This window comes from Dyella sp. Tek66A03 (assembly GCF_052567735.1).
In genome coordinates this window covers 4,766,139-4,787,370 of the sequence record NZ_CP199584.1, presented here as the reverse complement: position 1 = coordinate 4,787,370, position 21,232 = coordinate 4,766,139, and the positions used below count along the sequence as shown (strand labels likewise).

Genomic DNA, 21,232 nt, shown 5'->3' with positions numbered 1-21,232 from the left:
TCGCATCGGCCGTCATGCCTGAGCTTGTTAAGCTTGCCGGGTTCACACGATTACGGGTCCACCGATGAGCCAACAAGCCGATCTCGCCGAAACCTTCCTGCGCGACCTGCAGGACCGCATCTGCGCGGCCATCGAGCAACTGGACGGCCAGGCCTGTTTCGAGGAGGACGCATGGACCCGCCCCGCGGGCGGCGGCGGACGCACGCGCGTGCTGCGCGATGGCGCGATCTTCGAACAGGCTGGCGTGAATTTCTCCCGCGTCTACGGCCATCAGTTGCCGCCCAGCGCCACCGCGCACCGGCCCGACCTGGCCGGCGGCAGCTTTGTCGCCACCGGCGTGTCGCTGGTGCTGCATCCGCGCAATCCGCACTTGCCCACCACGCATGCCAACGTGCGCTATTTCGAAGCGAGCAAGGAGGGCGTGGAGCCGGTGTGGTGGTTCGGTGGCGGCTTCGATCTCACGCCGTTCTATCCGCACGACGAGGACGTGGTGCACTGGCATACGGTAGCGCGCGACCTGTGCCAGCCGTATGGCGGGGATGTCTATCCGCGCTACAAGAAGTGGTGCGACGAATACTTCTATCTCAAGCACCGCAACGAGACGCGCGGCGTCGGCGGGCTGTTCTACGATGATCTCAACGAAGGCGGGTTCGAGCGCTGTTTCGCCTTTACGCGCGATGTCGGCCAGGGCTTTCTCGACGCTTACCTGCCGATCGTCGAGCGCCGCAAGGACACGCCATATGGCGAGCGCGAGCGCGAGTTCCAGCTCTATCGACGCGGCCGCTACGTGGAATTCAATCTCGTCTACGACCGCGGCACGCTGTTCGGGCTGCAATCGGGCGGCCGCACCGAATCGATCTTAATGAGCCTGCCGCCGCGCGTGCGCTTCGAATACGCCTATGAACCCGAGGCCGGCTCGCCGGAAGCGCGGCTCGGTGATTACCTGAAGCCGCGCGACTGGGTTTGAACGTCACGGCCCGACTTCGTCATCCCTTAATTCGCCGGCGGCGCATCCCCACTGAACTTCACCGGCGTAGCGCCCTTCACCGGGCCGATCTGCGCGGTATCGCTCACTTGCAGCACCACCTCGCGGCGAAACTCCAGCGGACCCTGCACGACCGCGTGCGGGCCGATCACGACGTGCGGCAGGCGGTTGTTGGTATTCCAGTTGAACCAGCCACCCGGCTTGTCGACCAGGATGCCACCCTCGACATGCGAGTTGGCCCCTACCGTGATGTCGCCATTGGTCGTCTGGATACCACCGCCCACATGGGCGGCATTGAGGGTGATGCCGCCGTTGACGGTGCTCGCCTTGCCTTGCACATCGGTATGCTCACCAAGTCGGATGGCACCGTTGGTAATGCTCACGGGACCTGTGACGCGGTTGCCAGCACCGAGGGTTGCTGAGCCGTTGACGATGTCGATGGCCGTCGCCTGGGACTTGTCGCCAAGCTCAATGGAGCCGTTGACGGTACTGGCCTTCTGCACGGTCACGTTGTCGCCGATGCGGACGGCGCCGTTCACGGTGCTCACGTTGCCCGCCTGCTGGCCCGATTCGACATGCACGGTGCCATTGACCTTGCTGACATCGTTGTCCGCGGCCCATGCCGACAGGGGCAGAGTCAGGGCGAAGGCGAGGGTAAAGAGGTTACGGCGCATAACGAACTCCATGTAGATGTAATGACCGCCCTAGGATGCCTGCAGGCGCCCTGGGGTTTAGCATGACCTTCGACAAGGGCCGGCCGCCGATTTGACGTACCCGCTATCGAGCCTCAACATTTCAGGTTTATCGCTGCGAATCCCGCCATGTACAAGCTCGTACTCATCCGTCACGGCCAGTCCCAGTGGAACCTCGACAACCGCTTCAGCGGCTGGGCCGACGTCGATCTCACCGAACAGGGCATGGCCGAAGCCGCCGAGGCGGGCCGTCTGCTCAAGGCCGAAGGCTACACCTTCGATGTGGCGCACACCTCGGTACTCAAGCGCGCCGTGCGCACGCTGTGGGGCGTGCAGGACGCCATGGACTTGATGTGGATTCCGGTGCATTTCGAATGGCGCCTCAACGAGCGTCACTACGGCGCGCTCACCGGCCTCAACAAGGCCGAGACCGCGGCGAAGTACGGCGAGGACCAGGTAAAGGTCTGGCGCCGCAGCTACGACATCCCGCCGCCGCCGCTGGATCGCGCCGCCAACGAGTCGGTGACCGATCCGCGCTATGCCAAGCTCGACCCGAAGGACATCCCGGATACCGAGTGCCTCAAGGACACCGTCGCCCGTGTGCTGCCGTACTGGCACGACGTGCTGGCGCCGGCGATCCGTACCGGCCAGCGCGTGGTGGTGGCCGCCCATGGCAACTCCCTGCGCGCCCTGGTGAAGTATCTGGACAACATCTCCGATGACGACATCGTCGAGTTGAACATCCCCAATGGCGTGCCCCTGGTGTACGAGTTCGATGCCGACCTCAACCCGCTGCGCCACTACTACCTGGGTGACGCCGAAGCGATTGCGGCCAAGATGGCCGCGGTGGCGAATCAGGGCAAGGCGAAGTAAGTCCGGGTCGGGTCATCGCGGGTGACGGGCGTCACTTGCGATGGCTGTGCCGAGTCAACCGCCAGCACGGGGCAGGTCCGATAAGCTGCGGACCATGTTCTCAGCGAAGGAATGCCGATGGCCCCGTCAGTGATCCCTTTCCTCATGCTGCCGTTGATGGCGTTCGCCGTCTGGCGCCGTGTGCGTGGCACTTTTGGGCGGCAGCCTATCCGCCGACAGCGCATGCTCGCTCGCATCGCCATTTTTGCGCTCCTTGGTGGGGGGCTGGCGTTGAGCGGCCTACATAACCTGCGCTTGCTGGAAGGCCTGCTGGGCGGTGCGCTCAGCGGTGCGTTGCTGGGGCTTGCGGGGCTGCGTCTGACTCGATTCGAGCGTGACGCGAGCGGCGCCGATGCCTATATCCCCAACCCTTGGATCGGCGGCCTGCTGTCCGTGTTGCTGCTCGCGCGCCTGGGCTGGCGCTTCATGGTGATGATGCCGCAACTGCAAGACTCCGCCGTGGCGCAATCCGCCCCCGCTTTTGGCAACAGCCCGCTGACCCTGGCGCTGTTCGGGCTGCTGATCGGCTACTACATCACTTATTTCGCCGGCTTGCTGGTGCATCACCGCCGCTTCGAGCGTACTCAGGCGCCGAGCGCTTCCTAGAGCGCGTCGTTGTCCAGCTCACCGGTGCGGATGCGGATCACCTGCTCCAGCGAACTGACGAAGATCTTGCCGTCGCCAATCTTGCCGGTACGGGCGGACTGCTGGATGGCTTCGACCACGCGATCCAGCTGATCGTCGGCCACCGCGACCTCAAGTTTGATCTTGGGTAGGAAATCGACGACATATTCCGCGCCGCGGTACAGCTCCGTATGGCCCTTCTGACGACCAAAGCCCTTCACCTCGGTGACGGTAATGCCCTGGACCCCCACTTCGGCCAGGGCTTCGCGTACATCGTCCAGTTTGAACGGCTTGATGACCGCAACCACCAGCTTCATGAGCTTTCCTCGAAATCGTAGGAGTCGGCACCCGCTGCCGTGAGACGCCATTTTGCCTGCGCAGGCTACGGGCTGTCGCCTGTGTCCTTAGCGTGTAGGAGAATGCCTACATCTTCTAGCGGAGCATCCTGATGGTGGCATTTAAAGACATGAATCTACACTGCCCCCCGACGAGCTCGAGGTGCTGTCCATGATGGATAGGCAGGATATCGACCAACTTGCCCAGCGTCTTGTTTCGTTGGTTCCAAATGGATTGACCCAGGCGCACCAGGATTTGCGCACCAACTTCAGCGATGTCCTGGCGCAGGGATTGCGCCGCCTTGATCTAGTCACCCGCGAGGAGTTTGAGGTCCAAAGCCAGGTTCTGGCGCGTACCCGCGCCAAGGTCGAGGCCTTGGAGAAACGAATCGCAGATCTTGAGGCCGGTGCTGCCCCCTAAAGGGTTGCGGCGCGGGTCCACGTCCCGGGAGCCGCCCCCGATCTGTCACCCTCACCCCGAGAACGATCGGGGGCGGCTGTTTTTTGTTCACAGGCTGTTTGAGGGATCCAACCCTGTGCATCAATCTGGCCGCTGTGCCCGCTTCTTTTGTGCTGTGCCGGCGCCATGAGCCTTGCTGTCACGCTTAGTCGTGCCCAGGAAGGCGTGACCGCACCGCAGGTGATGGTCGAGGTTCACCTGTCCGGCGGCTTGCCGGGCACCCATATCGTGGGTCTCCCCGAAGCCTCGGTTCGCGAAGCGCGCGACCGCGTGCGTGTGGCCATCCAGAACACCTCATTCGAATACCCGAACCGCAAGGTCACCGTGAATCTGGCGCCGGCCGAGCTGCCAAAGGATGGCGGTCGCTTTGATCTCGCTATCGCCCTGGGGATCCTGGCCGCCGGGGGCCAGGTCCCGCGCGAGAAACTGGATGACTGCGAGTTCCTGGGCGAGCTGGCGCTGTCAGGCGCGTTGCGCGGCGTGTCGGGCGTACTGCCGGCGCTGCTGCGGGCAAGGGCGCGCGGGCGCCGCGTAGTCGTGCCGCGCGCAAACGCGGCCGAGGCCGCCCTGGTGTCCGATGCCGATGTACTGGTAGCCGACACGCTGGCCGAAGTATGCGGCTGGCTGCGCGGGGCACAGGATCTCGCCCTGCCAGCCGAAGCGTCCGACGCCTGCACGGAATCGGGTGGCCCGGATCTCGCCGATGTACGTGGGCAGCGACAGGCGCGACGCGCGCTGGAGATAGCCGCCACCGGTGGTCATCATCTCTTGCTGGCAGGGCCGCCAGGCACCGGCAAGACCATGCTGGCCGAGCGCTTGCCGGGCATCCTGCCGCCGCTATCCGAGCTTGAAGCGCTGGAAACCTGCGCCGTACTGTCGGTGGCCGGACAGACCCTGGACCCCTCGCGCTGGCGTCGACGCCCGTTCCGGGCGCCGCATCACACGACCTCGGCGGTGGCGCTGGTGGGCGGCGGTTCGGTGCCGCGGCCGGGCGAGATTTCGCTGGCGCATAACGGCGTGCTGTTTCTGGACGAGCTGCCCGAATTCGGTCGGCATGTGCTGGATGTGCTGCGCGAGCCGATGGAATCGGGTCACATCGTGATCTCCCGGGCGGCGCGGCAATCGGCCTTCCCGGCCCAGTTCCAGCTGGTGGCGGCGATGAACCCGTGCCCATGCGGCTATGCCGGCGATCCGCGCCAAGCTTGCCGATGCTCGCCGGACCAGATCCAGCGTTACCGTGCGCGGATTTCAGGGCCGCTGCTGGACCGCATCGACCTGAGTGTCGAAGTGCCGCGCGTACCGCTGAGCGAGTTGGGCGCGCCACGCGGTGAACACGACGAGGACTCCGCGACGGTCCGGGCGCGCGTGGTGCGGGCGCGCAAGCATGCGTTGATGCGCGCAGGTCGCTCCAATGCAGAAATCAGCACGCGCGAATTGGAACGGGACTGCGCGCTGGGCCCGGCCGAGCGGCGGTGGTTCGATGCGGCGCTGGAGCGGCTGGGTTTGTCGGCCCGCGCCTATCACCGCACGTTGCGGGTGGCTCGCACCATTGCCGACCTCGATGGCGGGGCGGCCTTGCTGGACCGCTCGCATCTTGCCGAGGCGTTGACCTACAGGCGTTTCTGATATGCCGCCGCTCGACAGGGGACAATTCTTGTACTGACGGGTATTGACTTGTTCCGAAAGCGGGGTAATATTTGTACCCGCTAGTTCGCAAATGAACTATGCCTGCCACCCCGGTATCGGTACTCCCTCCCCCTCCCCCGTCCGATACCGGGGCTTGGCCCCCTCCTCTTCCCTCGCATGGTTCTGTCCGCCGCACGGTGGACGTCATCGCTGCGCGCGTGCTCCGATAGGGCCCGACGGACGCTCGAAGGGTCGCGCATGACGGCTGAGCTCGGACTGTTGCTGGTTTGCCTGCTGGGCGTCGGATTTCTTGCCCAGTGGCTGGCGTGGCGGGTCAAACTGCCGGCCATCCTGTTCCTGCTGTTGGCGGGCCTCCTGCTTGGGCCGGTAGGTCATCTGGTAGCGCCGGACCAACTGCTGGGGCCGCTACTGTTTCCCGTGGTGTCGCTGGCGGTGGCACTGATCCTGTTCGAAGGCAGCCTTACCCTGCGTTTCAGCGAGTTGCGGGGCATCGGCGGCGTGGTGCGTGGGCTGGTGACCTATGGCGCGGTGGTCGCCGTCCTGTTGCTGGCCGTGGCTGCACGCTATCTGGCGGGTTTGAGCTGGGAGATATCCCTGCTCTTTGGCGCGCTCACCTGCGTCACCGGGCCGACCGTGATCGCGCCGATGCTGCGCACGGTGCGGCCGAACGCACGCATTGCCAACATCCTGCGCTGGGAAGGCATCGTGATCGATCCGCTCGGCGCGTTGTTCGCCGTGCTGGTGTATGAAGCGATCGTGTCGCGCGAGGAAGGTCACACCATTGGCGTGTTCCTGTTGGTGATCGGTTGCGGCTCGGCGATTGGCCTGGCGGCCGCGTGGTTGCTGGCCATCCTGCTGCGCCGTCACATGATTCCCGAGTATCTGCAGAACTACGGCGCCCTGGTGGCCGTGTTGCTCGCGTTTTCGTTGTCCAACGCCGTCACCCATGAATCGGGCTTGCTGGCAGTGACGGTGATGGGCATTGCGCTGGGCAATATGCGCGACGTGCACATGGACGACATTCTCGACTTCAAGGAAAACCTCACCACCCTGCTGGTGTCGGTGCTGTTCATCCTGCTTGCAGCCCGACTGGATTGGCCCTTGCCGGATGGCGTGTTGTGGTCGGGCGTGGCGATTTTCGTGGCTGCGCAGCTGGTGGTGCGCCCCATCACGGTGGTCATTGCCAGCGGCGGCAGTTCGCTGAATTGGCGCGAGCGCGCCTTGATTGCCTGGGTGGCGCCGCGTGGCATCGTGGCGGCCGCTGTGTCCGCCTTGTTTGCGTTGCGACTGGATGATCTGCAGCTGCCGGGTGCCGAGGCGCTGGTGCCCTTGGTATTCATCCTGATCGTCGGCACGGTGGTGTTGCAGAGCGCCACGGCGCGACCGCTCGCGCGCTGGTTGAAGGTGACTGAGCCCGACCCGCACGGCGTGCTGATCTATGGTTCGGATCAAGTGGCGCGCGCCGCCGCGCGAGCGCTTGTCGGCAGCGGATTCCAGGTCATCGTGGCGGACGAAGATTGGGAAGGTATCCGCCAGGCACGCATGGATGGATTGACCACGTTCTACGGTCACCCAGCTACCGCCTATGCGGAGCGACATCTCGACCTCACGGGTATCGGTCGATTGCTGGCGATGTCCACCCATCGCGAGCGCAATACCTTGGCCTGTGTGCACTACCGCCAGGAGTTTGGGCGCGAGCGCGTCTATCGACTGCGCAACGAAGGGCCGCAAGAAGCCAGCGAGCGCGGTCAGCTGGCGCGGAGTCTGCGAGTGCCGCCGCTGTTCGCCGCCGATATGACGCATGAGCGATTCATCCAGTTGGTGGCGCAAGGCTGGCGCATCAAGTCGACACGCCTCACCAGCACCTTCGACTGGCCGCACTTCATCGAACAACATGGTTCCGATACGGTGCTGTTGTTCGGCGTGGAAGAAAAAGGCGCGTTGCGCGTGGCGTCGGTGAAGCGAGAGCTGGAACCGCGCCCTGGTTGGACGGTGATTACGCTGGTGCCGCCACAAGTTACCGAACGATCCGCCTGATCGGCGCGAGCCGCATGCCTTGCGTGGCGTGCGCGGAGAGCATGGCTCTCCGCGCACGCGCCGGCATCCCTGCTGGCCTACGCGACACGCTGCTTCTGGTCAGGCGGCGCTCGCCTGGCGCGAAGCGTGGAACTGCTGTTCCTCGGTGGAACCCTTGAGCGCCGTCGTGGACGACTGGCCTTGCTGAATCGCCTGGGTCACGGCATCGAAATAGCCGGTGCCCACTTCACGCTGATGTTTCACGGCGGTGAAGCCACGCTCGGCGGCAGCAAACTCGCGCTCCTGCAGTTCCACGAACGCGCTCATCTGGCGGCGTGCGTAGCCATGGGCCAGATCGAACATGCCGTAGTTGAGGCTGTGGAAGCCGGCCAAGGTGATGAACTGGAATTTGTAGCCCATGGCGCCGAGCTCTTTCTGGAACTTGGCGATGGTGGCGTCGTCCAGGTTCTTCTTCCAGTTGAAGCTGGGCGAGCAGTTGTAGGCCAGCAGCTTGCCTGGGTACTTGGCGTGGATGGCCCCGGCGAACTTGCGCGCTTCTTCCAGATTCGGCTTGCTGGTTTCGCACCACACCAGGTCGGCGTACGGCGCATAGGCGAGGCCACGGCTGATCGCCTGGTCCAGGCCCGGGCGCACGCGATAGAAGCCTTCCACGGTGCGTTCGCCGGTCACGAACGGCTGGTCGTTCTCGTCAATATCGGAGGTGAGCAGATCGGCCGCGTCGGCATCGGTGCGTGCCACCAATAGGGTCGGCACGCCGAGGACATCGGCCGCCAGGCGCGCGGCGTTGAGCTTGTCCACGGCTTCGCGCGTTGGCACCAGCACCTTGCCGCCCATATGGCCGCACTTCTTCACCGAGGCGAGCTGATCCTCGAAGTGCACACCCGCCGCACCGGCCTCGATCATGGCCTTCATCAGTTCGAACGCATTGAGTACGCCACCGAAACCGGCTTCCGCATCGGCCACGATCGGCACCATCCAGTCGGTGTCGTCCAGACCCTCGGCATGATGCAGCTGGTCGGCACGCAGCAAGGTGTTGTTGATGCGCTTGACCACCAGCGGCACCGAGTTGGCCGGGTATAGCGACTGGTCGGGATACATCTCGCCCGCGACGTTGGCATCGGCGGCGACCTGCCAACCGCTCAGGTAGATCGCCTGCAGGCCGGCCTTCACCTGCTGCATGGCCTGGTTGCCGGTGAGGGCACCCAGCGCGTTGACGAAGTCTTCCTTGTGCAGCGACTTCCACAACCGCTCGGCGCCGCGACGGGCGAGCGAATGTTCCACGCCCACCGTGCCGCGCAGACGCACTACGTCGGCAGCGGAATAATTGCGCTGGATACCGTTCCAGCGAGGGTTGTTGCTCCAGTCGAGAGCGATCTGGTCGGCGGTGGGCAGCGTGTTCTTCATGAGCATGTCTCCATTGCTTTTCGGTGTTGCGTTGATGCAACCAGTGGAAGGTCAGAGCTGTGCGTAGGCGGCCAGGGTGAGGAAGTCGCCGAGCTGATCGGCGTGAGTCAGTTTGGAAAGCAGGGCGGCAGCCTCGTCGGCACGAGCCGCGTAAGACGCACTGCTTTCGCGCAGGCGATGCGTGTGCTTGGTGAGCGCGTGATCGAACAGGGCGAGATCGATCGGCGCGTGATCGGTGAATTCGAGCGGACCGTGGTGCAGCCATTGCCAAATTTGCGCGCGGGCGATTTCCGCGGTGGCAGCGTCTTCCATCAGGTGATGGATCGGCACGCAGCCCTGGCCATCCAGCCACGAAGCGGTGTAGCGCAGCGCCACTTCGACGTTGTTGTCGAAGCCGGCGCGGCTGATCGAGCCGCTGCACGGTGCGATCAGGTGCTGGCGTGTCACGCAGACATCGGCACGCTCCACGCTCAGCTGGTTGGGCGAGGGCATGTACTTGTCGAACACTTCCTGCGCCACCGGCACCAGGGCGGGATGGGCGACCCAGGTACCGTCGTGACCGGCCTGCACTTCGCGCAGCTTGTCGGCGCGCACCTTGGCCAGGGCGGCTTCGTTGGCGGCGTCGTCACCCTTGATCGGAATTTGCGCGGCCATGCCGCCCATGGCGAAGGCGCCGCGGCGATGGCAGGTTTGGATCAGCAATTCCGAATACGACTTCAGGAACGGCACCGTCATCAGCACCTGGCTGCGATCTGGCAACAGGCGATCGCCGTGGGCGCGGAACGTCTTCAGGTAGGAAAAAATGTAGTCCCAGCGTCCGCAGTTGAGGCCGACGATGCGGCCGCGCAGCGCGTGCAGGATCTCGTGCATCTGGAATGCGGCCGGCAGCGTCTCGATCAGCACGGTGGCCTTCATGCAGTCCGGCGGCAGGTCCAGCTCGCCTTCAGCGGCGGACATCACGTCGTTCCACAGCGCGGCCTCTTCCATTGCCTCGAGCTTGGGTAGGTAGAAGTAGGGGCCGAGATCGCGCGCCTGCAGGTGGCGGGCGTTATGGAAAACATACAGGCCGAAGTCGACCAGGGCGCCGGCCATCGGCTCGCCGTCTACGGTGATATGGCGTTCCGGCAAGTGCCAGCCGCGCGGGCGCACCACCAGCACGGCGGGATTGGGCTGCACGCGGTAGGGCTTGCTCTCGGGCGAGACGTACGCAATCGAGCCGTTCACGGCGTCGCGCAGGTTGATCTGGCCGTCGACCTGGTTGGCGAAAGTGGGGGCCGAGGAATCCTCGAAATCCGCCATGAACACCTTCGCGCCGGAGTTGAGCGCGTTGATGATCATCTTGCGCTCGACCGGGCCGGTGATCTCGACGCGGCGGTCGCGCAGGGCGGCGGGGATGGGAGCCACCGTCCAGCTGCCCTCGCGAATGGCAACGGTATCCGTGCGGAAGTCAGGCAGCTCGCCGGCGTCGTAGCGGGCCTGGCGCAGTTTGCGCGCGGCCAGCAGTTCCAGGCGGCGAGCGTCAAAGCGGCGATGCAGGTTGGCCAGGAAGGTCAGCGCATCGGGGGTGAGGATGGCGGCATGCTCCGGCCCCGTGGCGCCATGGACCTGTGCCGGGTGGATGAGGACGCGTTCCTTGGGGACAGCCATGGCGAAACTCCGTGATGACGATGCGATGACACTAGGTCACGGAGAATTGATTTGACAAAGCAAATGTTTCAATTTTTGCTATTATCATTCTTAATACTTAGTGCAACTACTTGAGTTGTAAGCCATGAAATCGGTTCAACCGATGCTGAAGAAGACCAAAACAGCACTTCCCGAGCCATCCAGGCGACGAAAAGGCGATGGATCGAGCGCCAGCGAGTCGGGTCGGTTCTATTACAAGGGCAACCGCCAGAAGCAGATGCGGGCCTTCGTCTACACGGTGAAGCTGGGTACCCTGACCCGTGCCGCCGAGGCGCTGTTCCTGTCTCAGCCGACGGTGAGCCTGCAGTTGCAGGCACTGGAGCGCGAGCTGGGCGTCAGCCTGCTCGAGCGCCGACGCCGACGTATCAACCTCACCGACGCGGGCGAAGCCCTGTACGAACTGGCGCGACCGCTGGTCGAGGGCTGGGAGAACCTGGACCGCGATTTCCACGCCAGGGTGAAGGGCATGCAGGGCGGCCGCCTGACCATTGCGGCGGGCAGTTCGACGATCCAATACCTGTTGCCGGATCTGGTGCGTCGCTATCGCGAGAGCTTCCCGTCCGTTCAATTGCAGCTGGCCAATGTCACCGGCAAGGATGGGCTGGCGCTGCTGCGCGCGGACGAGGCGGACTTTGCCGTGGGCTCGATGCTCGACGTGCCCAACGATATCGCCTGGGCGCCGGTGCTTCACTACGACCCGATGCTGATCACGCCGCGGGATCATCCGCTGGCGGCCAAGGAGCGGATCACGCTTGAGGACTTATCGCCGTATGGCTTGATCCTGCCGCCGCAGCGACTGTCCACCTATCGACTGGTGGACCTGGTGTTCCAGCAGCGCCAGGTGCCCTATCACGTGGCCATCGAAGTCGGCGGCTGGGACGTGATCAAGGAATACGTCGCGATGGGGCTGGGCATTTCCATCGTGACCGGCATCTGCATCACCGACGCCGACCGTTCGCGCTTGGCCGTCCGCAACATGAAACAGTATTTCCCACAGCGCAGCTACGGCGTGGTGATGCGCAAGGGCAAGTTCCTCAGTGCGGAGGCGCGGGCTTTCGTCGACCTGGTGCGTCCTGGTTTGCTGACGCACCGCGACTATGACGAGTCGGGTCACTCCGAGCGCTAATCCCTACCCTACCCTTGTTGTAGGAGCGCACCCTGTGCGCGACAAACCGGCAGGGTCGCCGGTTTGCACAGCTAGTGCTTATCCGTTGGCGTTGCGATGCTTGCCGCGATACGGCGAGAACAGTTCGCGGATCTTCGTCATGTCCGCATCATGATCTTCAGTGGCTCTTACGACCGGGCCGAAGGTGAAAGTCTTGCTGGGATAGTCAATAAAGAGGGTCTGGATCGGCACCTTGGCATCGTGGGCGATGCGCAGGAAGCCGGACTTCCAGTGGGTGACCTTCTTGCGCGTGCCTTCCGGCGTGATGCCCAGCCACATTCGCGGGCGTTCGCCGAATCGCTGCACCATCTGGTCCACCACATTCAGCGCGGCGCTGCGATTGATGGCGATCATGCCGATGGGGCGCAGGATGATGCCCAGCGGGCCCTCCAGCACCTCGCGCTTGATCATGATGTTGATGTCGATGCCCAGGCCGATCTTCATCAGCAGGCCGTAGTAACCGTCCCAGTAGGACGAATGCGGCGCGCCGATCAGGATCAGTTTGGGCTCGTTCGGCAGTTCGCCGAGCAGGCGCCAGCCGCTCAGGCGCAGCAGCACGCGCGCCAGCCAGGGCCAGAAACGGCTATTGAGCTTGGGCGCTTCGGGAGGGGCGGGCGGCAACATCCGGTTACTCATTCACGACTCCAGTCACGCGAACGCGTTTGTTTGATCTTGCCGCGCTGCTCTTTGCCGGCGAGGCGCCGCTCTTTCGAGCCGCGGGTGGGCTTGGTGGCGACGCGTGCCTTGGGAGGCACCAGCACGCCGCGGATGATTTCGACCAGTCGTTCGCGCGCGTCTTCGCGGTTGCGGGCCTGCTCGCGGAAGCGCCGGGCCTGGATCACCAGCACGCCGTCGTCGGTAAGGCGGCGGTCACGGCGGGCCAGCAGGCGCTCGCGCACGGGTTCGGGCAGGGACGGCGAATGCACCACGTCGAAGCGCAGTTCCACCGCACTCTCGGTGCGGTTGACGTGCTGGCCGCCCGGACCGTCGGCACGCAGGAAGCGCTCGGTCAGCTCCGATTCGGGTAGGGTGATGGATCGGCTGACGGTGAGCATGCCCGCAGTTTAGCGGGCGCGCGTGTCACGCGCTGCCCTGACTTATGCGGCAAATGGCGCCAGTGGTTCTGTGGGCACGGTCCAGCCGAAACGCTCGAGCAACGTCTGGTAGGCCGCATCCAATGGTGCCTCGATGCACATGGGAGTGCCGGTCACGGGATGGGAAAAGCGCAGTCGCCAGGCGTGTAGCAGCATGCGGTGGCAGCTGAAGTACTGCTTGTACAGGCGGTTGTGATCGCCGCGGCCGTGCTGGCAGTCACCGATGATCGGGTGATGGATGTGCGCCATGTGCTTGCGGATCTGGCGGAAGCGACCGGTCTCCGGTTCCGCCAGCACCAGGGCATAGCGTTGCTGCGGGTAACGGCCAAGTTCGATGGGTACTTCCACGGTGGCCAGACGCTGGTAGCGGGTGTGGGCCTCGCGGCGTGGGCCGGTGTCGCGGGAGCCGGGCAGGGCATAGTCGATCAGTGCTTCCTCTGCTTCCGGCCAGCCACGTACCACCGCCAGGTATTGCTTGTGCACTTCGCGGCCCATGAACTGCTCGCCCAGCGCGGCGGCGATCTCCGAGGAGCGCGCGATCAACAGCACGCCGCTGGTGGCGCGATCGAGCCGGTGCGCCAGATACACGATGCCACCGACTTGTTCGCGCAACTGGTCGATCAGGAACTCCTCGGCGTTGCCGACCATCTTGGAGCGATGCACAGCCAGGCCTGCGGGCTTGTTCACCGCGATCAGGGCGTCGTCTTGGTAGAGGATGTCGAGCATGGGGGAGTTGGATAAGCCTGCGTGCGTGAGGGTCGCGGTACGTATACGTGCCGAAACCGTCATCCCAGCGAATAAATCAGCGTCGGGGCCAGCCGATGGAGAATGCGAGTAGAGCGATGACGCCTGTCACGACCGCGGGCCACGGACCTTGTTGCGACGCCTGTGTCCACAGCACCGCACTACCAATCAGCAAACTGCTGCCCAGCAAGCCATAGGCCAACAAGCGACGCGTGCGCTGCGCATCGTCGCGCTGCTGCGCCAGCGCGTTCGGATCGCTCACGCTGCGCTGCTCGCCACGCGCGACCTGGCGCAGGGCGTCGCGAATCAATTCGGGGAATTCCGGCGCGGCGTGCAGCCATTCGGGCAGGCGGCGACGCATGGTGCGCAGCGTACGCAGCGGACTGTAGCGTTCACGCAGGATGCGTTTCAGCACCGGGTGGGCGACTGCCCAGATATCGATCTCGGGATCGAGCATGCGGCCCACGCCTTCGATATTCAGCAAGGTCTTTTGCAGCAGGATCAACTGCGGCTGCAAGGTCAGCTGATAACGCCGCGCGGTCTGGAACAGCTTCACCACCAGTTCGGCCAATGAGATCTGCGCTAGCGGTCGGGTGAAATACGGCTCGCACACCGTGCGTACGGCAGCGGTCAGTTCGTCCAGGCGCACGTTAGAGGGCATCCAGCCAGCGTCGACGTGCAGCTGCGCGATGCGCGCGTAATCGCGCTCGAACAAGGCGATGAAATTTTGCGCGAGCCAGTATTGGTCTTCTTCCGGCAGCGAGCCCATGATGCCGAAATCCAGCGCGATGAAGCGTGGTTCGGTCGGTCTCGTCGTATCCACCCAGATGTTGCCCGGGTGGGCATCGGCGTGGAAAAAGTTGTCGCGGAATACCTGTTCGTAGAACAGGCGCACGCCTTTTACCGCCAGCGCCTTGCGATCTATCCCTGCCGCATCGATGGCGGCAATATCGTCGCAGCTGACGCCGTGTACGCGTTCCAATGTCAGCACGCCGCCGGTGGTCAATTCCCAATGCACGGCCGGCACGTACATATCGACACCGCTCGCGAAGTTGCGGCGCAGCAGGCTGGCGCTGGCGCCTTCGCGCTGCAGGTCCAGCTCGTTTTCCAGCATCTTCTCGACTTCGGCGACCACGTCGAGCGGGCGGATCTTGTCGGCGTTGGGATGCCAGCGTTGCGCCAGTTCGCCTAGCGAACGCAGCAATTTCACGTCGCGATCGATGCGCTGCTTGATGCCAGGGCGCAAGACCTTCACCACGACCTCGCTGCCGTCATGCAGCGTGGCGGCGTGGACTTGGGCGATCGATGCGGAGGCCAGTGGCGTCTCGTCGAAGCGCGCATACAACTGGCCGATCGGCGCCTTCAGCTCCCGCTCGGCAATGGCGCGTGCTTCGGCGCCCGAGAAAGGCGGCACCTGATCCTGTAGCTGGGACAGCTCGTCGGCGATATCAGCCGGCACCAGATCGCGGCGCGTGGACAGTACCTGGCCAGCCTTGACGAAGATCGGCCCGAGCTCGGTCAGCGCCAGGCGCAGGCGTTCGCCGCGCGGCATGTTGCGCACATCGGCGTGTGGCCGGGCCACGAACGGTCGCACCAGCTTGAGCGGACGGAACAGGTGGGCCGCATCGACCAGCTCATCGAGTCGATAGGCCAGCAGCACGGACGCGACACGCAGGACGCGCGGCACCACGTTCAAAGGTGTGGTCACGCGGCAGGTCCTTTGCGCAGGCGCTGTTCGAGCCGTGCGAGCCGCGCTTCGAGCCGCTCGCTGCGTTCGCGCAGTTCGTCCACGCCGTCGAGGAAGGTTTCCACTTCGCCGGGTGCCGCGGCGACGCGTATTTCGTCGCGCAGCCAGTCCGCCGTGTCGGTGGTCAGGTGGCTGGCGGTTTCACGGGCGTGGGCGAGCCCATTGCGCACGGCCTTGGCCAGCGGCACGCCGAGTACGTCGCCAAAGGTGCGCGCGAACGCCTCTTCGAAATCCGGTGCGAACTTGCTGGCGAGTTTCTCCAGGCGTCGTGCGAGCTCGGCGTCGCCGGCGATCTCCACCTTGCCCGGCGCCACGCCGTCGTCGTCGCGCTTGAGCAGCATGGCGAGCAGGCTGCCCGGCGTGGCGGCGACGCGCAGATGGCTATCGTCCTGGGCCGGTCCGACCTTCAGGCGCTCGCCGTCGACCGTAACGGACAAGGCCAGCTCGGGCCCGCGCAGATGCAGCTGTACGCTGCGGCCATCCAGTGCGGCGAGACGCGTGACCGTGTCCGGATCGAGCGACAAGGTGTGATTGAGTGCGGCTTCCAGCGCGCGACCGGCGAGCGCGCGAAGCGGGCGTGGGAGCAGGGAGCGGGAGACGGCTTCAGTCATGGCGGGCATTGTAGCGGCTCACCGCTTATTGCCCCCTCTCCCCTTTGGGGAGAGGGAGCAAGTTCGCTAGCCCGCGCCCACAAAACCCAATTGACGCCACGCCTCATACACCGCCACGGCAACGGTGTTGGAGAGGTTGAGGCTGCGGCTGTTCGCGCGCATCGGCAGGCGCAGGCGCTGCGCCTCGGGAATGGCATCGAGCACCTCGCCGGGCAGGCCGGCGGTCTCGCAACCGAATAGCAAGGCGTCCCCTTCGCTAAAGCGGGCATCCACGTGGGCAACGCGGCCGCGTGTCGAGAAGGCGAACACGCGTGGCTGGCCGATGCTCTGCAGGCAGCTGGCAAGATCGTCGTGCACGGCCAGCTGCGCATATTCGTGGTAGTCGAGGCCTGCGCGTCGCAGGCGGGCATCGTCCAGCGCGAATCCCAGCGGTCGAATCAGGTGCAAGGTCGCGCCGGTGTTGGCGCAAAGCCTGATTACATTGCCGGTGTTCGGCGGTATCTCGGGTCGGAAAAGAATGACATGCAGCATCCAGCCATTATCGGGGTTCGTGCGCGCCCCATAAAGCGTCGAAACGGATGAGCGTCCGTGCTCAGCCGTTGATCCGCGGGCACACGATGCCGTCGGGCGGCAGGGCGCAGGGAGTTGGGGTGGCGATCAGCAGCTGACCGGCGCTACCGGCGACGGCGAGACGAACGGCGTCCGGCGAGGCGGTCACCATGGCGCCCAGCACCAGGCCGCAAACCAGCAGGCAGACGACGAAGAGGCCGCGCAGCAAAAACGATTCGAATTTCATGATCATATCTCCGATGAAAGTGGGTGAGTCCTACACGGTAGATATGGCAAGCAGCGTGCCAACCCCTCGCCTGCACTTAAGGCAATGAATTTATTGACCTTGTTCGCGGCGTGACGTGCGCGCCTGGCTGTCCGCGGACAGCAACCGAGCAGAATCGGACAGCCCGGCGGACAGTCCGGCAGAGCTATAGACACCCCTGTCATTGGTCATTTGCCAAGGTGCAAGGCCACCGATAGCCTCCGAGTGTTCATTCTGCGAAACAGGAGTGTCGCCATGGCAAGAAAGCCCCTCGCCCTGCTCGTTGCAGGGCTACTTAGCGTTTCGGCCGGCTTGCCGGTCATCGCGGCGCCGAATCTGGCGAGCGAGCAAGCCGCTCACGCGGTTCCGGATATCGCCTATACCCGCTTCACCCTGCCCAACGGGCTGACCGTGGTGGTGCATGAAGATCACAAGGCGCCCGTCGTCGCCGTGAGCATTTGGTATCACGTCGGTTCCGCCGACGAGCCCACGGGCAAGACCGGTTTCGCACATCTGTTCGAGCATCTGATGTTCTCCGGGTCGGAGAACCACAAGGGCACCTATTTCCAGCCGTTCGAGCTGGCGGGCGCCACGGACATGAATGGCACGACCTGGTTCGACCGCACCAACTACTTCGAAACGGTACCCACCACGGCGCTGGACATGGCGCTGTGGATGGAGTCGGACCGCATGGGCCATTTGCTGGGCGCGATCGGCCAGAAAGAGCTCGATACGCAGCGCGGCGTGGTGCAGAACGAAAAGCGCCAGGGCGAGAACCGTCCGTATGGCCGCGTCGACCAGAACATCCTGTCCAACACCTATCCCGGTAATCACCCCTACCAGCACGACACCATCGGTTCGATGGCCGACCTCAATGCAGCGTCGCTGGCCGATGTGAAGCAGTGGTTCCACGACTATTACGGCGCTGCCAATACCACCCTGGTGCTGGCCGGCGACATCACGGTGGAGCAGGCCCGGGCGAAGGCCGAGAAGTATTTCGGCGACATTCCGGCCGGTCCGGCCGTGCCGCGCCAGCAGGCATGGGTCACCCCGCTGGGCAAATCCACGCGTGGGGTGCAGCACGATCACGTGGCGCAGCCGCGCATCTATCGCACCTGGGTGGTGCCGCAGCTGGGCAGCGATGATTCGATCCAGCTCGAACTGGCCTCCACCGTGCTGGGTGGCGGCAAGACCTCGCGCCTGTATCAGCGCCTGGTCTATCAGGACAAGCTGGTGGATAACGTGTCGGCGAGCATCTCGCCGTTCGCCCTGGCCAGTCATTTCCAGATCCAGGCCGATGTGAAGGACGGTGTGGACCCGGCCAAGGTCGAGGCCGTCATCACCGAGGAGCTGAACAAATTCCTCGCCGAAGGTCCGACGGCGGACGAGCTGGAGCGAGCCAAGATCGGCAATCGTGCGGGCTTCGTGCGCGGGCTGGAAAAGGTCGGTGGCTTCGGCGGCAAGGCGGTGATCCTGGCCGAGGGTCAGGTCTATCGCGGTGATCCGGGTGCCTACAAGAAGGACCTCGAACGCGCCGATGCCGCCACTGCGGCGGGTGTGAAGGCGGCCGCCAACAAGTGGTTGAGCAAGGGCGATTACCTGCTCACCGTGCTGCCCGCCGACAAGGACTTCAATCCGGATACGGAGGATGCCAAGGTCGTCGCGCTGAACCCGGCCGACGGTCGCCCGACACCGAAGCTGCCGGCCAAGCACGACTACGCCGTGGCCAAGGGCCAGCTCGACCGCAGCACCGGCGTGCCGCAGGTCAGCCAGTTCCCGGACCTCAGTTTCCCGACGCTCGAGCGCGGCAAGCTCAAGAACGGCATCGAAGTGGTGCTGGCCCAGCGCCACACCGTTCCGGTGACGCATGTGCAGCTGATGTTCGACGCCGGCTATGCCGCTGACCAGGGTCGCAAGCTCGGCACGGCCAGCTTCACCACCACGCTGATGAACGAGAGCACCAAGGATCTCGACTCGGTGGAAGTGGCCAAGCGCAAGCAGCGCCTGGGTGCGATTACCCGCGTCGGTTGCGGGCTGGACGCCTGCTCGGCCTCGCTCAACGCCATGAACGACCAGCTGCAGCCGTCGCTGGAGCTGTTTGCCGATATCGTGCGCAACCCTGCGTTCAAAGGCGAGGACATCGAGCGCATTCGCGGCCAGTGGCTGGCCACGATCGCCCAGGAAAAGACCCAGCCGTCGGCCCTGGCCTTGCGCACTTTGCCACCGCTGATCTACGGCGCCAACCACGCCTACGGCATTCCGTTCACGGGTACCGGCACCGAGCAGGCGATCAAGTCGATGCAGGCGGCCGATCTGGCAGCGTTCCAGAAAGACTGGTTGCGTCCCGACAACGTCAAGATCCTGGTGGCGGGTGACACCACGCTGCAGCAGATCATTCCTCAGCTCGAAGCCGCTTTCGGCGACTGGAAAGCCCCTGCCGGCGCGGTGCCGAAGAAAAACATCGCCAAGGTGTCAGCGCAGCCCAAGCCGCGTGTATTCCTGATCGACAAGCCGGATGCACCGCAGTCGCTGGTGCTCGCCGGCCTGCTCGCGCCGTCGAGCAAGGCGCCCAACGAGCTGGCCATCGACATCGCCAATGGTGCGTTCGGCGGCAGCTTCACCTCGCGCCTCAACATGAATCTGCGTGAGGACAAGCGCTGGGCCTATGGTGCCTTCAGCTTCATGCGCGATGCGATCGGCCAGCGCCCGTTCCTGATGTATGCACCGGTGCAGACTGATAAAACCGCCGAGTCCGCCCGCGAAGTGCTGAAGGAAGCGTCCGACGTCATCGGGCCGCGTCCGCTGACCGAGCAGGAAGTGAACAAGATCAAGGACTCCAATATTCGCGGCCTGCCAGGCAGCTTCGAGACCAGCGCCGCGGTGCTGGGTGCAATGAGCGAGATCGTGCAGTTCGGCCGCCCGGACGACTACATCCAGACGCTCAAGGCGCGCACCGAGGCAGTCGGTCAACCCGATGCTCAGGCGGCGATCAAGGAGATCATTGCGCCGCCCGCCCTGACCTGGGTCATCGTCGGCGATCTCAAGAAGATTGAGCAGCCGATACGCGCCCTCAACCTGGGCGAGCTGCAAGTGATCGACGGCGACGGCAAGCCGGTAACATCAAAGTAAGTTCCTGTGGGGACCTGTTCACGTTCCCGGGTTAGGATGGAGGCCGGGCGGGCAACCGCCTGGCTTTTTCATTTCCATGTTGCGGAGTAACCCATGCGCAAGACCCTGCTGCTGCTCCTTCCCATCGCGCTACTTGGCGCCTGCACCTGGGGCATCACCCTGGACGATGCTGCGAAGAACGTCCGCACGGCCTGGACCGGCGATGTGTCCTCCTGCCACGACCTGGGCAAGGTCACGGTGTCGGTCATGGACCATGTTGGTCCGGTCGATCGCAACGACATCAAGGTGCGCGACGAGCTGGAGGTGATGGCTCGCAATGAAGCGGCCAAGATGCATGCCGACACCATCAAGCCACTGGGCGACCTGACCGACGGTTCGCAGCCCTGGGGCGCCTACCAGTGCGGCACGGCGCAGCTGGCGCCGTCCAATCACCCGGCAGGCAAGCCGGCCAGCCCGTCCAGCGCGAGTGCGCCGGGAGCGTTCGAGACTTATCCGGTCAAGGGCGGATGACCTGAGCGGATTTCCCGACCAACAAAGGCGCCCTCGTGGCGCCTTTTTCACATCCAAGGGATGACGCTCTTGCACGTACTCCGTGACAGCCATAAAATTCATATGTGAATATTATATATATGTACTAATCAGGCCGGGGCCATGAGCAGCTTCCTTCCCACCGAACAGCGGTTGGCCGTCACCTGCCAGCGGCATCCTGCGTTTCCGCTGGAGCCTGCGGTGTTGATCCGGCTGGTCAAGCACATCTATAAACGTGTGCACGACGATGCCAACGCCATGCTGCGGCCCTACGGCATCAATCATCCCGAGTACAACCTGTTGATGATGCTCTACGGCACCGCGAGCTTTACGCTGCATCCGACCGAGCTGGCCGATGCCGCCGGTGAGAAGTCCGCCAACATCACCCGCCTTACCAATGAGCTTTGCGACAAGGGTTTGATCGAGCGTCACGCCAGCGACGAGGATCGCCGCAAAGTGTCGCTCACGCTGACCGCCGAAGGCATGGCGATGATCGAGAGCTTTCTGCCGGATGTATGCGCGCTACTGGAACGGCAGGTGAGTGGCCTGCATCCGCGCGATATGGCGCAGCTGGAGCGTCTGCTGAAGAAATTCAGTGCGCAGTTGGAGCGCGAATAA

General features: G+C 64.3%; 21 protein-coding genes. 10 read left to right on the top strand and 11 right to left on the bottom strand.

Annotation, left to right across the window (positions count from 1 at the left end):
• Positions 1 to 64: 64 nt before the first annotated feature.
• Positions 65 to 967 carry an oxygen-dependent coproporphyrinogen oxidase gene (gene hemF / locus ACT01B_RS21215; RefSeq protein ID WP_445145180.1) on the top strand — a complete coding sequence of 301 codons (903 nt, stop codon included), beginning with the start codon at positions 65 to 67 and terminating at the stop codon, positions 965 to 967.
• A gap of 26 nt (positions 968 to 993) precedes the next feature.
• Here the strand turns inward: hemF and ACT01B_RS21210 are convergent, their stop codons facing one another.
• A complete protein-coding gene (locus ACT01B_RS21210; protein WP_445145179.1) occupies positions 994 to 1,659 on the bottom strand; it encodes a hypothetical protein in 666 nt (221 codons plus the stop codon).
• A 147-nt stretch (positions 1,660 to 1,806) separates the two neighbouring features.
• On the opposite strand from ACT01B_RS21210, the gene gpmA reads away from it, so the two are divergent.
• Both gpmA and ACT01B_RS21200 read left to right on the top strand, forming a co-directional pair.
• Positions 1,807 to 2,550 carry a 2,3-diphosphoglycerate-dependent phosphoglycerate mutase gene (gene gpmA / locus ACT01B_RS21205; protein WP_445145178.1) on the top strand — a complete coding sequence of 248 codons (744 nt, stop codon included), beginning with the start codon at positions 1,807 to 1,809 and terminating at the stop codon, positions 2,548 to 2,550.
• Between the two features lie 117 nt (positions 2,551 to 2,667).
• Positions 2,668 to 3,195, top strand: coding sequence for a DUF1453 domain-containing protein (locus ACT01B_RS21200; RefSeq protein WP_445145177.1), 528 nt, complete (start codon positions 2,668 to 2,670; stop codon positions 3,193 to 3,195).
• Here the strand turns inward: ACT01B_RS21200 and glnK are convergent.
• Positions 3,192 to 3,530: a P-II family nitrogen regulator gene (gene glnK / locus ACT01B_RS21195; RefSeq protein ID WP_243048302.1), complete on the bottom strand. Its 339-nt coding sequence runs from the start codon at positions 3,528 to 3,530 to the stop codon at positions 3,192 to 3,194. The two genes, ACT01B_RS21200 and glnK, sit on opposite strands and share 4 nt — an antisense overlap.
• A 190-nt stretch (positions 3,531 to 3,720) precedes the next feature.
• On the opposite strand from glnK, the gene ACT01B_RS21190 reads away from it, so the two are divergent.
• The 3 genes from ACT01B_RS21190 (at position 3,721) to ACT01B_RS21180 (ending at position 7,692) form a co-directional block, all read left to right on the top strand.
• Entirely contained in the window at positions 3,721 to 3,969 is a 249-nt protein-coding gene (locus ACT01B_RS21190) for an accessory factor UbiK family protein (protein WP_445145176.1), read from the top strand.
• A 165-nt stretch (positions 3,970 to 4,134) separates the two neighbouring features.
• On the top strand, positions 4,135 to 5,634 hold the full coding sequence (locus ACT01B_RS21185; protein ID WP_445145175.1) for a YifB family Mg chelatase-like AAA ATPase: 1,500 nt from the start codon (positions 4,135 to 4,137) through the stop codon (positions 5,632 to 5,634).
• Positions 5,635 to 5,892: 258 nt separating this feature from the next.
• Entirely contained in the window at positions 5,893 to 7,692 is a 1,800-nt protein-coding gene (locus tag ACT01B_RS21180; RefSeq protein ID WP_445145174.1) for a cation:proton antiporter, read from the top strand.
• A gap of 99 nt (positions 7,693 to 7,791) precedes the next feature.
• Here ACT01B_RS21180 and aceA read toward each other — a convergent pair whose 3' ends face one another.
• The gene (aceA, locus tag ACT01B_RS21175; protein WP_445145173.1) at positions 7,792 to 9,096 is read right to left on the bottom strand and encodes an isocitrate lyase; all 1,305 of its coding nucleotides are present in this window, start codon (positions 9,094 to 9,096) and stop codon (positions 7,792 to 7,794) included.
• Between the two features lie 51 nt (positions 9,097 to 9,147).
• On the bottom strand, positions 9,148 to 10,743 hold the full coding sequence (aceB, locus tag ACT01B_RS21170) for a malate synthase A (RefSeq protein ID WP_445145172.1): 1,596 nt from the start codon (positions 10,741 to 10,743) through the stop codon (positions 9,148 to 9,150).
• 124 nt (positions 10,744 to 10,867) lie between these two features.
• On the opposite strand from aceB, the gene ACT01B_RS21165 reads away from it, so the two are divergent.
• The gene (locus ACT01B_RS21165; RefSeq protein WP_445145171.1) at positions 10,868 to 11,908 is read left to right on the top strand and encodes a LysR family transcriptional regulator; all 1,041 of its coding nucleotides are present in this window, start codon (positions 10,868 to 10,870) and stop codon (positions 11,906 to 11,908) included.
• A 78-nt stretch (positions 11,909 to 11,986) separates the two neighbouring features.
• On the opposite strand, the gene ACT01B_RS21160 is transcribed toward ACT01B_RS21165, so the two are convergent.
• The 7 genes from ACT01B_RS21160 to ACT01B_RS21130 form a co-directional block, all read right to left on the bottom strand.
• Entirely contained in the window at positions 11,987 to 12,583 is a 597-nt protein-coding gene (locus ACT01B_RS21160) for a 1-acyl-sn-glycerol-3-phosphate acyltransferase (RefSeq protein WP_445145170.1), read from the bottom strand.
• Positions 12,580 to 13,002, bottom strand: a complete 423-nt coding sequence (arfB, locus tag ACT01B_RS21155; RefSeq protein ID WP_445145169.1) for an alternative ribosome rescue aminoacyl-tRNA hydrolase ArfB — start codon at positions 13,000 to 13,002, stop codon at positions 12,580 to 12,582. The genes ACT01B_RS21160 and arfB overlap by 4 nt, the downstream gene beginning before the upstream one ends.
• A gap of 42 nt (positions 13,003 to 13,044) precedes the next feature.
• A complete protein-coding gene (locus ACT01B_RS21150) occupies positions 13,045 to 13,767 on the bottom strand; it encodes a pseudouridine synthase (RefSeq protein WP_445145168.1) in 723 nt (240 codons plus the stop codon).
• A gap of 76 nt (positions 13,768 to 13,843) precedes the next feature.
• Positions 13,844 to 15,481 carry a ubiquinone biosynthesis regulatory protein kinase UbiB gene (gene ubiB / locus ACT01B_RS21145; RefSeq protein ID WP_445147544.1) on the bottom strand — a complete coding sequence of 546 codons (1,638 nt, stop codon included), beginning with the start codon at positions 15,479 to 15,481 and terminating at the stop codon, positions 13,844 to 13,846.
• An 8-nt stretch (positions 15,482 to 15,489) separates the two neighbouring features.
• On the bottom strand, positions 15,490 to 16,143 hold the full coding sequence (locus ACT01B_RS21140) for a ubiquinone biosynthesis accessory factor UbiJ (protein WP_445145167.1): 654 nt from the start codon (positions 16,141 to 16,143) through the stop codon (positions 15,490 to 15,492).
• A gap of 66 nt (positions 16,144 to 16,209) precedes the next feature.
• Entirely contained in the window at positions 16,210 to 16,674 is a 465-nt protein-coding gene (trmL, locus tag ACT01B_RS21135) for a tRNA (uridine(34)/cytosine(34)/5-carboxymethylaminomethyluridine(34)-2'-O)-methyltransferase TrmL (protein ID WP_445145166.1), read from the bottom strand.
• A gap of 61 nt (positions 16,675 to 16,735) precedes the next feature.
• Complete coding sequence (locus tag ACT01B_RS21130) at positions 16,736 to 16,939, bottom strand: hypothetical protein (RefSeq protein ID WP_445145165.1); 204 nt, start codon at positions 16,937 to 16,939, stop codon at positions 16,736 to 16,738.
• 273 nt (positions 16,940 to 17,212) lie between these two features.
• On the opposite strand from ACT01B_RS21130, the gene ACT01B_RS21125 reads away from it, so the two are divergent.
• From ACT01B_RS21125 to ACT01B_RS21115, 3 genes are all read left to right on the top strand, one after another.
• Positions 17,213 to 20,086, top strand: a complete 2,874-nt coding sequence (locus ACT01B_RS21125; RefSeq protein ID WP_445145164.1) for a M16 family metallopeptidase — start codon at positions 17,213 to 17,215, stop codon at positions 20,084 to 20,086.
• A 93-nt stretch (positions 20,087 to 20,179) separates the two neighbouring features.
• On the top strand, positions 20,180 to 20,596 hold the full coding sequence (locus tag ACT01B_RS21120) for a DUF4156 domain-containing protein (protein ID WP_445145163.1): 417 nt from the start codon (positions 20,180 to 20,182) through the stop codon (positions 20,594 to 20,596).
• A gap of 141 nt (positions 20,597 to 20,737) precedes the next feature.
• On the top strand, positions 20,738 to 21,232 hold the full coding sequence (locus tag ACT01B_RS21115) for a MarR family transcriptional regulator (RefSeq protein WP_445145162.1): 495 nt from the start codon (positions 20,738 to 20,740) through the stop codon (positions 21,230 to 21,232).

Bases quoted from the DNA above. Each gene is read 5' to 3' on its own strand.
- ACT01B_RS21200 (WP_445145177.1), top strand. From the start codon at position 2,668: ATGGCCCCGTCAGTGATCCCTTTCCTCATGCTGCCGTTGATGGCGTTC.
- ACT01B_RS21125 (WP_445145164.1), top strand. From the start codon at position 17,213: ATGGCAAGAAAGCCCCTCGCCCTGCTCGTTGCAGGGCTACTTAGCGTT.
- gpmA (WP_445145178.1), top strand. From the start codon at position 1,807: ATGTACAAGCTCGTACTCATCCGTCACGGCCAGTCCCAGTGGAACCTC.
- ACT01B_RS21185 (WP_445145175.1), top strand. From the start codon at position 4,135: ATGAGCCTTGCTGTCACGCTTAGTCGTGCCCAGGAAGGCGTGACCGCA.
- ACT01B_RS21210 (WP_445145179.1), bottom strand. From the start codon at position 1,659: ATGCGCCGTAACCTCTTTACCCTCGCCTTCGCCCTGACTCTGCCCCTG.
- ACT01B_RS21180 (WP_445145174.1), top strand. From the start codon at position 5,893: ATGACGGCTGAGCTCGGACTGTTGCTGGTTTGCCTGCTGGGCGTCGGA.
- aceA (WP_445145173.1), bottom strand. From the start codon at position 9,096: ATGAAGAACACGCTGCCCACCGCCGACCAGATCGCTCTCGACTGGAGC.
- glnK (WP_243048302.1), bottom strand. From the start codon at position 3,530: ATGAAGCTGGTGGTTGCGGTCATCAAGCCGTTCAAACTGGACGATGTA.
- arfB (WP_445145169.1), bottom strand. From the start codon at position 13,002: ATGCTCACCGTCAGCCGATCCATCACCCTACCCGAATCGGAGCTGACC.
- ACT01B_RS21115 (WP_445145162.1), top strand. From the start codon at position 20,738: ATGAGCAGCTTCCTTCCCACCGAACAGCGGTTGGCCGTCACCTGCCAG.
- ACT01B_RS21160 (WP_445145170.1), bottom strand. From the start codon at position 12,583: ATGAGTAACCGGATGTTGCCGCCCGCCCCTCCCGAAGCGCCCAAGCTC.
- hemF (WP_445145180.1), top strand. From the start codon at position 65: ATGAGCCAACAAGCCGATCTCGCCGAAACCTTCCTGCGCGACCTGCAG.
- ACT01B_RS21130 (WP_445145165.1), bottom strand. From the start codon at position 16,939: ATGAAATTCGAATCGTTTTTGCTGCGCGGCCTCTTCGTCGTCTGCCTG.
- ACT01B_RS21120 (WP_445145163.1), top strand. From the start codon at position 20,180: ATGCGCAAGACCCTGCTGCTGCTCCTTCCCATCGCGCTACTTGGCGCC.
- ACT01B_RS21190 (WP_445145176.1), top strand. From the start codon at position 3,721: ATGATGGATAGGCAGGATATCGACCAACTTGCCCAGCGTCTTGTTTCG.
- ACT01B_RS21140 (WP_445145167.1), bottom strand. From the start codon at position 16,143: ATGACTGAAGCCGTCTCCCGCTCCCTGCTCCCACGCCCGCTTCGCGCG.
- trmL (WP_445145166.1), bottom strand. From the start codon at position 16,674: ATGCTGCATGTCATTCTTTTCCGACCCGAGATACCGCCGAACACCGGC.
- ACT01B_RS21165 (WP_445145171.1), top strand. From the start codon at position 10,868: ATGAAATCGGTTCAACCGATGCTGAAGAAGACCAAAACAGCACTTCCC.
- ACT01B_RS21150 (WP_445145168.1), bottom strand. From the start codon at position 13,767: ATGCTCGACATCCTCTACCAAGACGACGCCCTGATCGCGGTGAACAAG.
- aceB (WP_445145172.1), bottom strand. From the start codon at position 10,743: ATGGCTGTCCCCAAGGAACGCGTCCTCATCCACCCGGCACAGGTCCAT.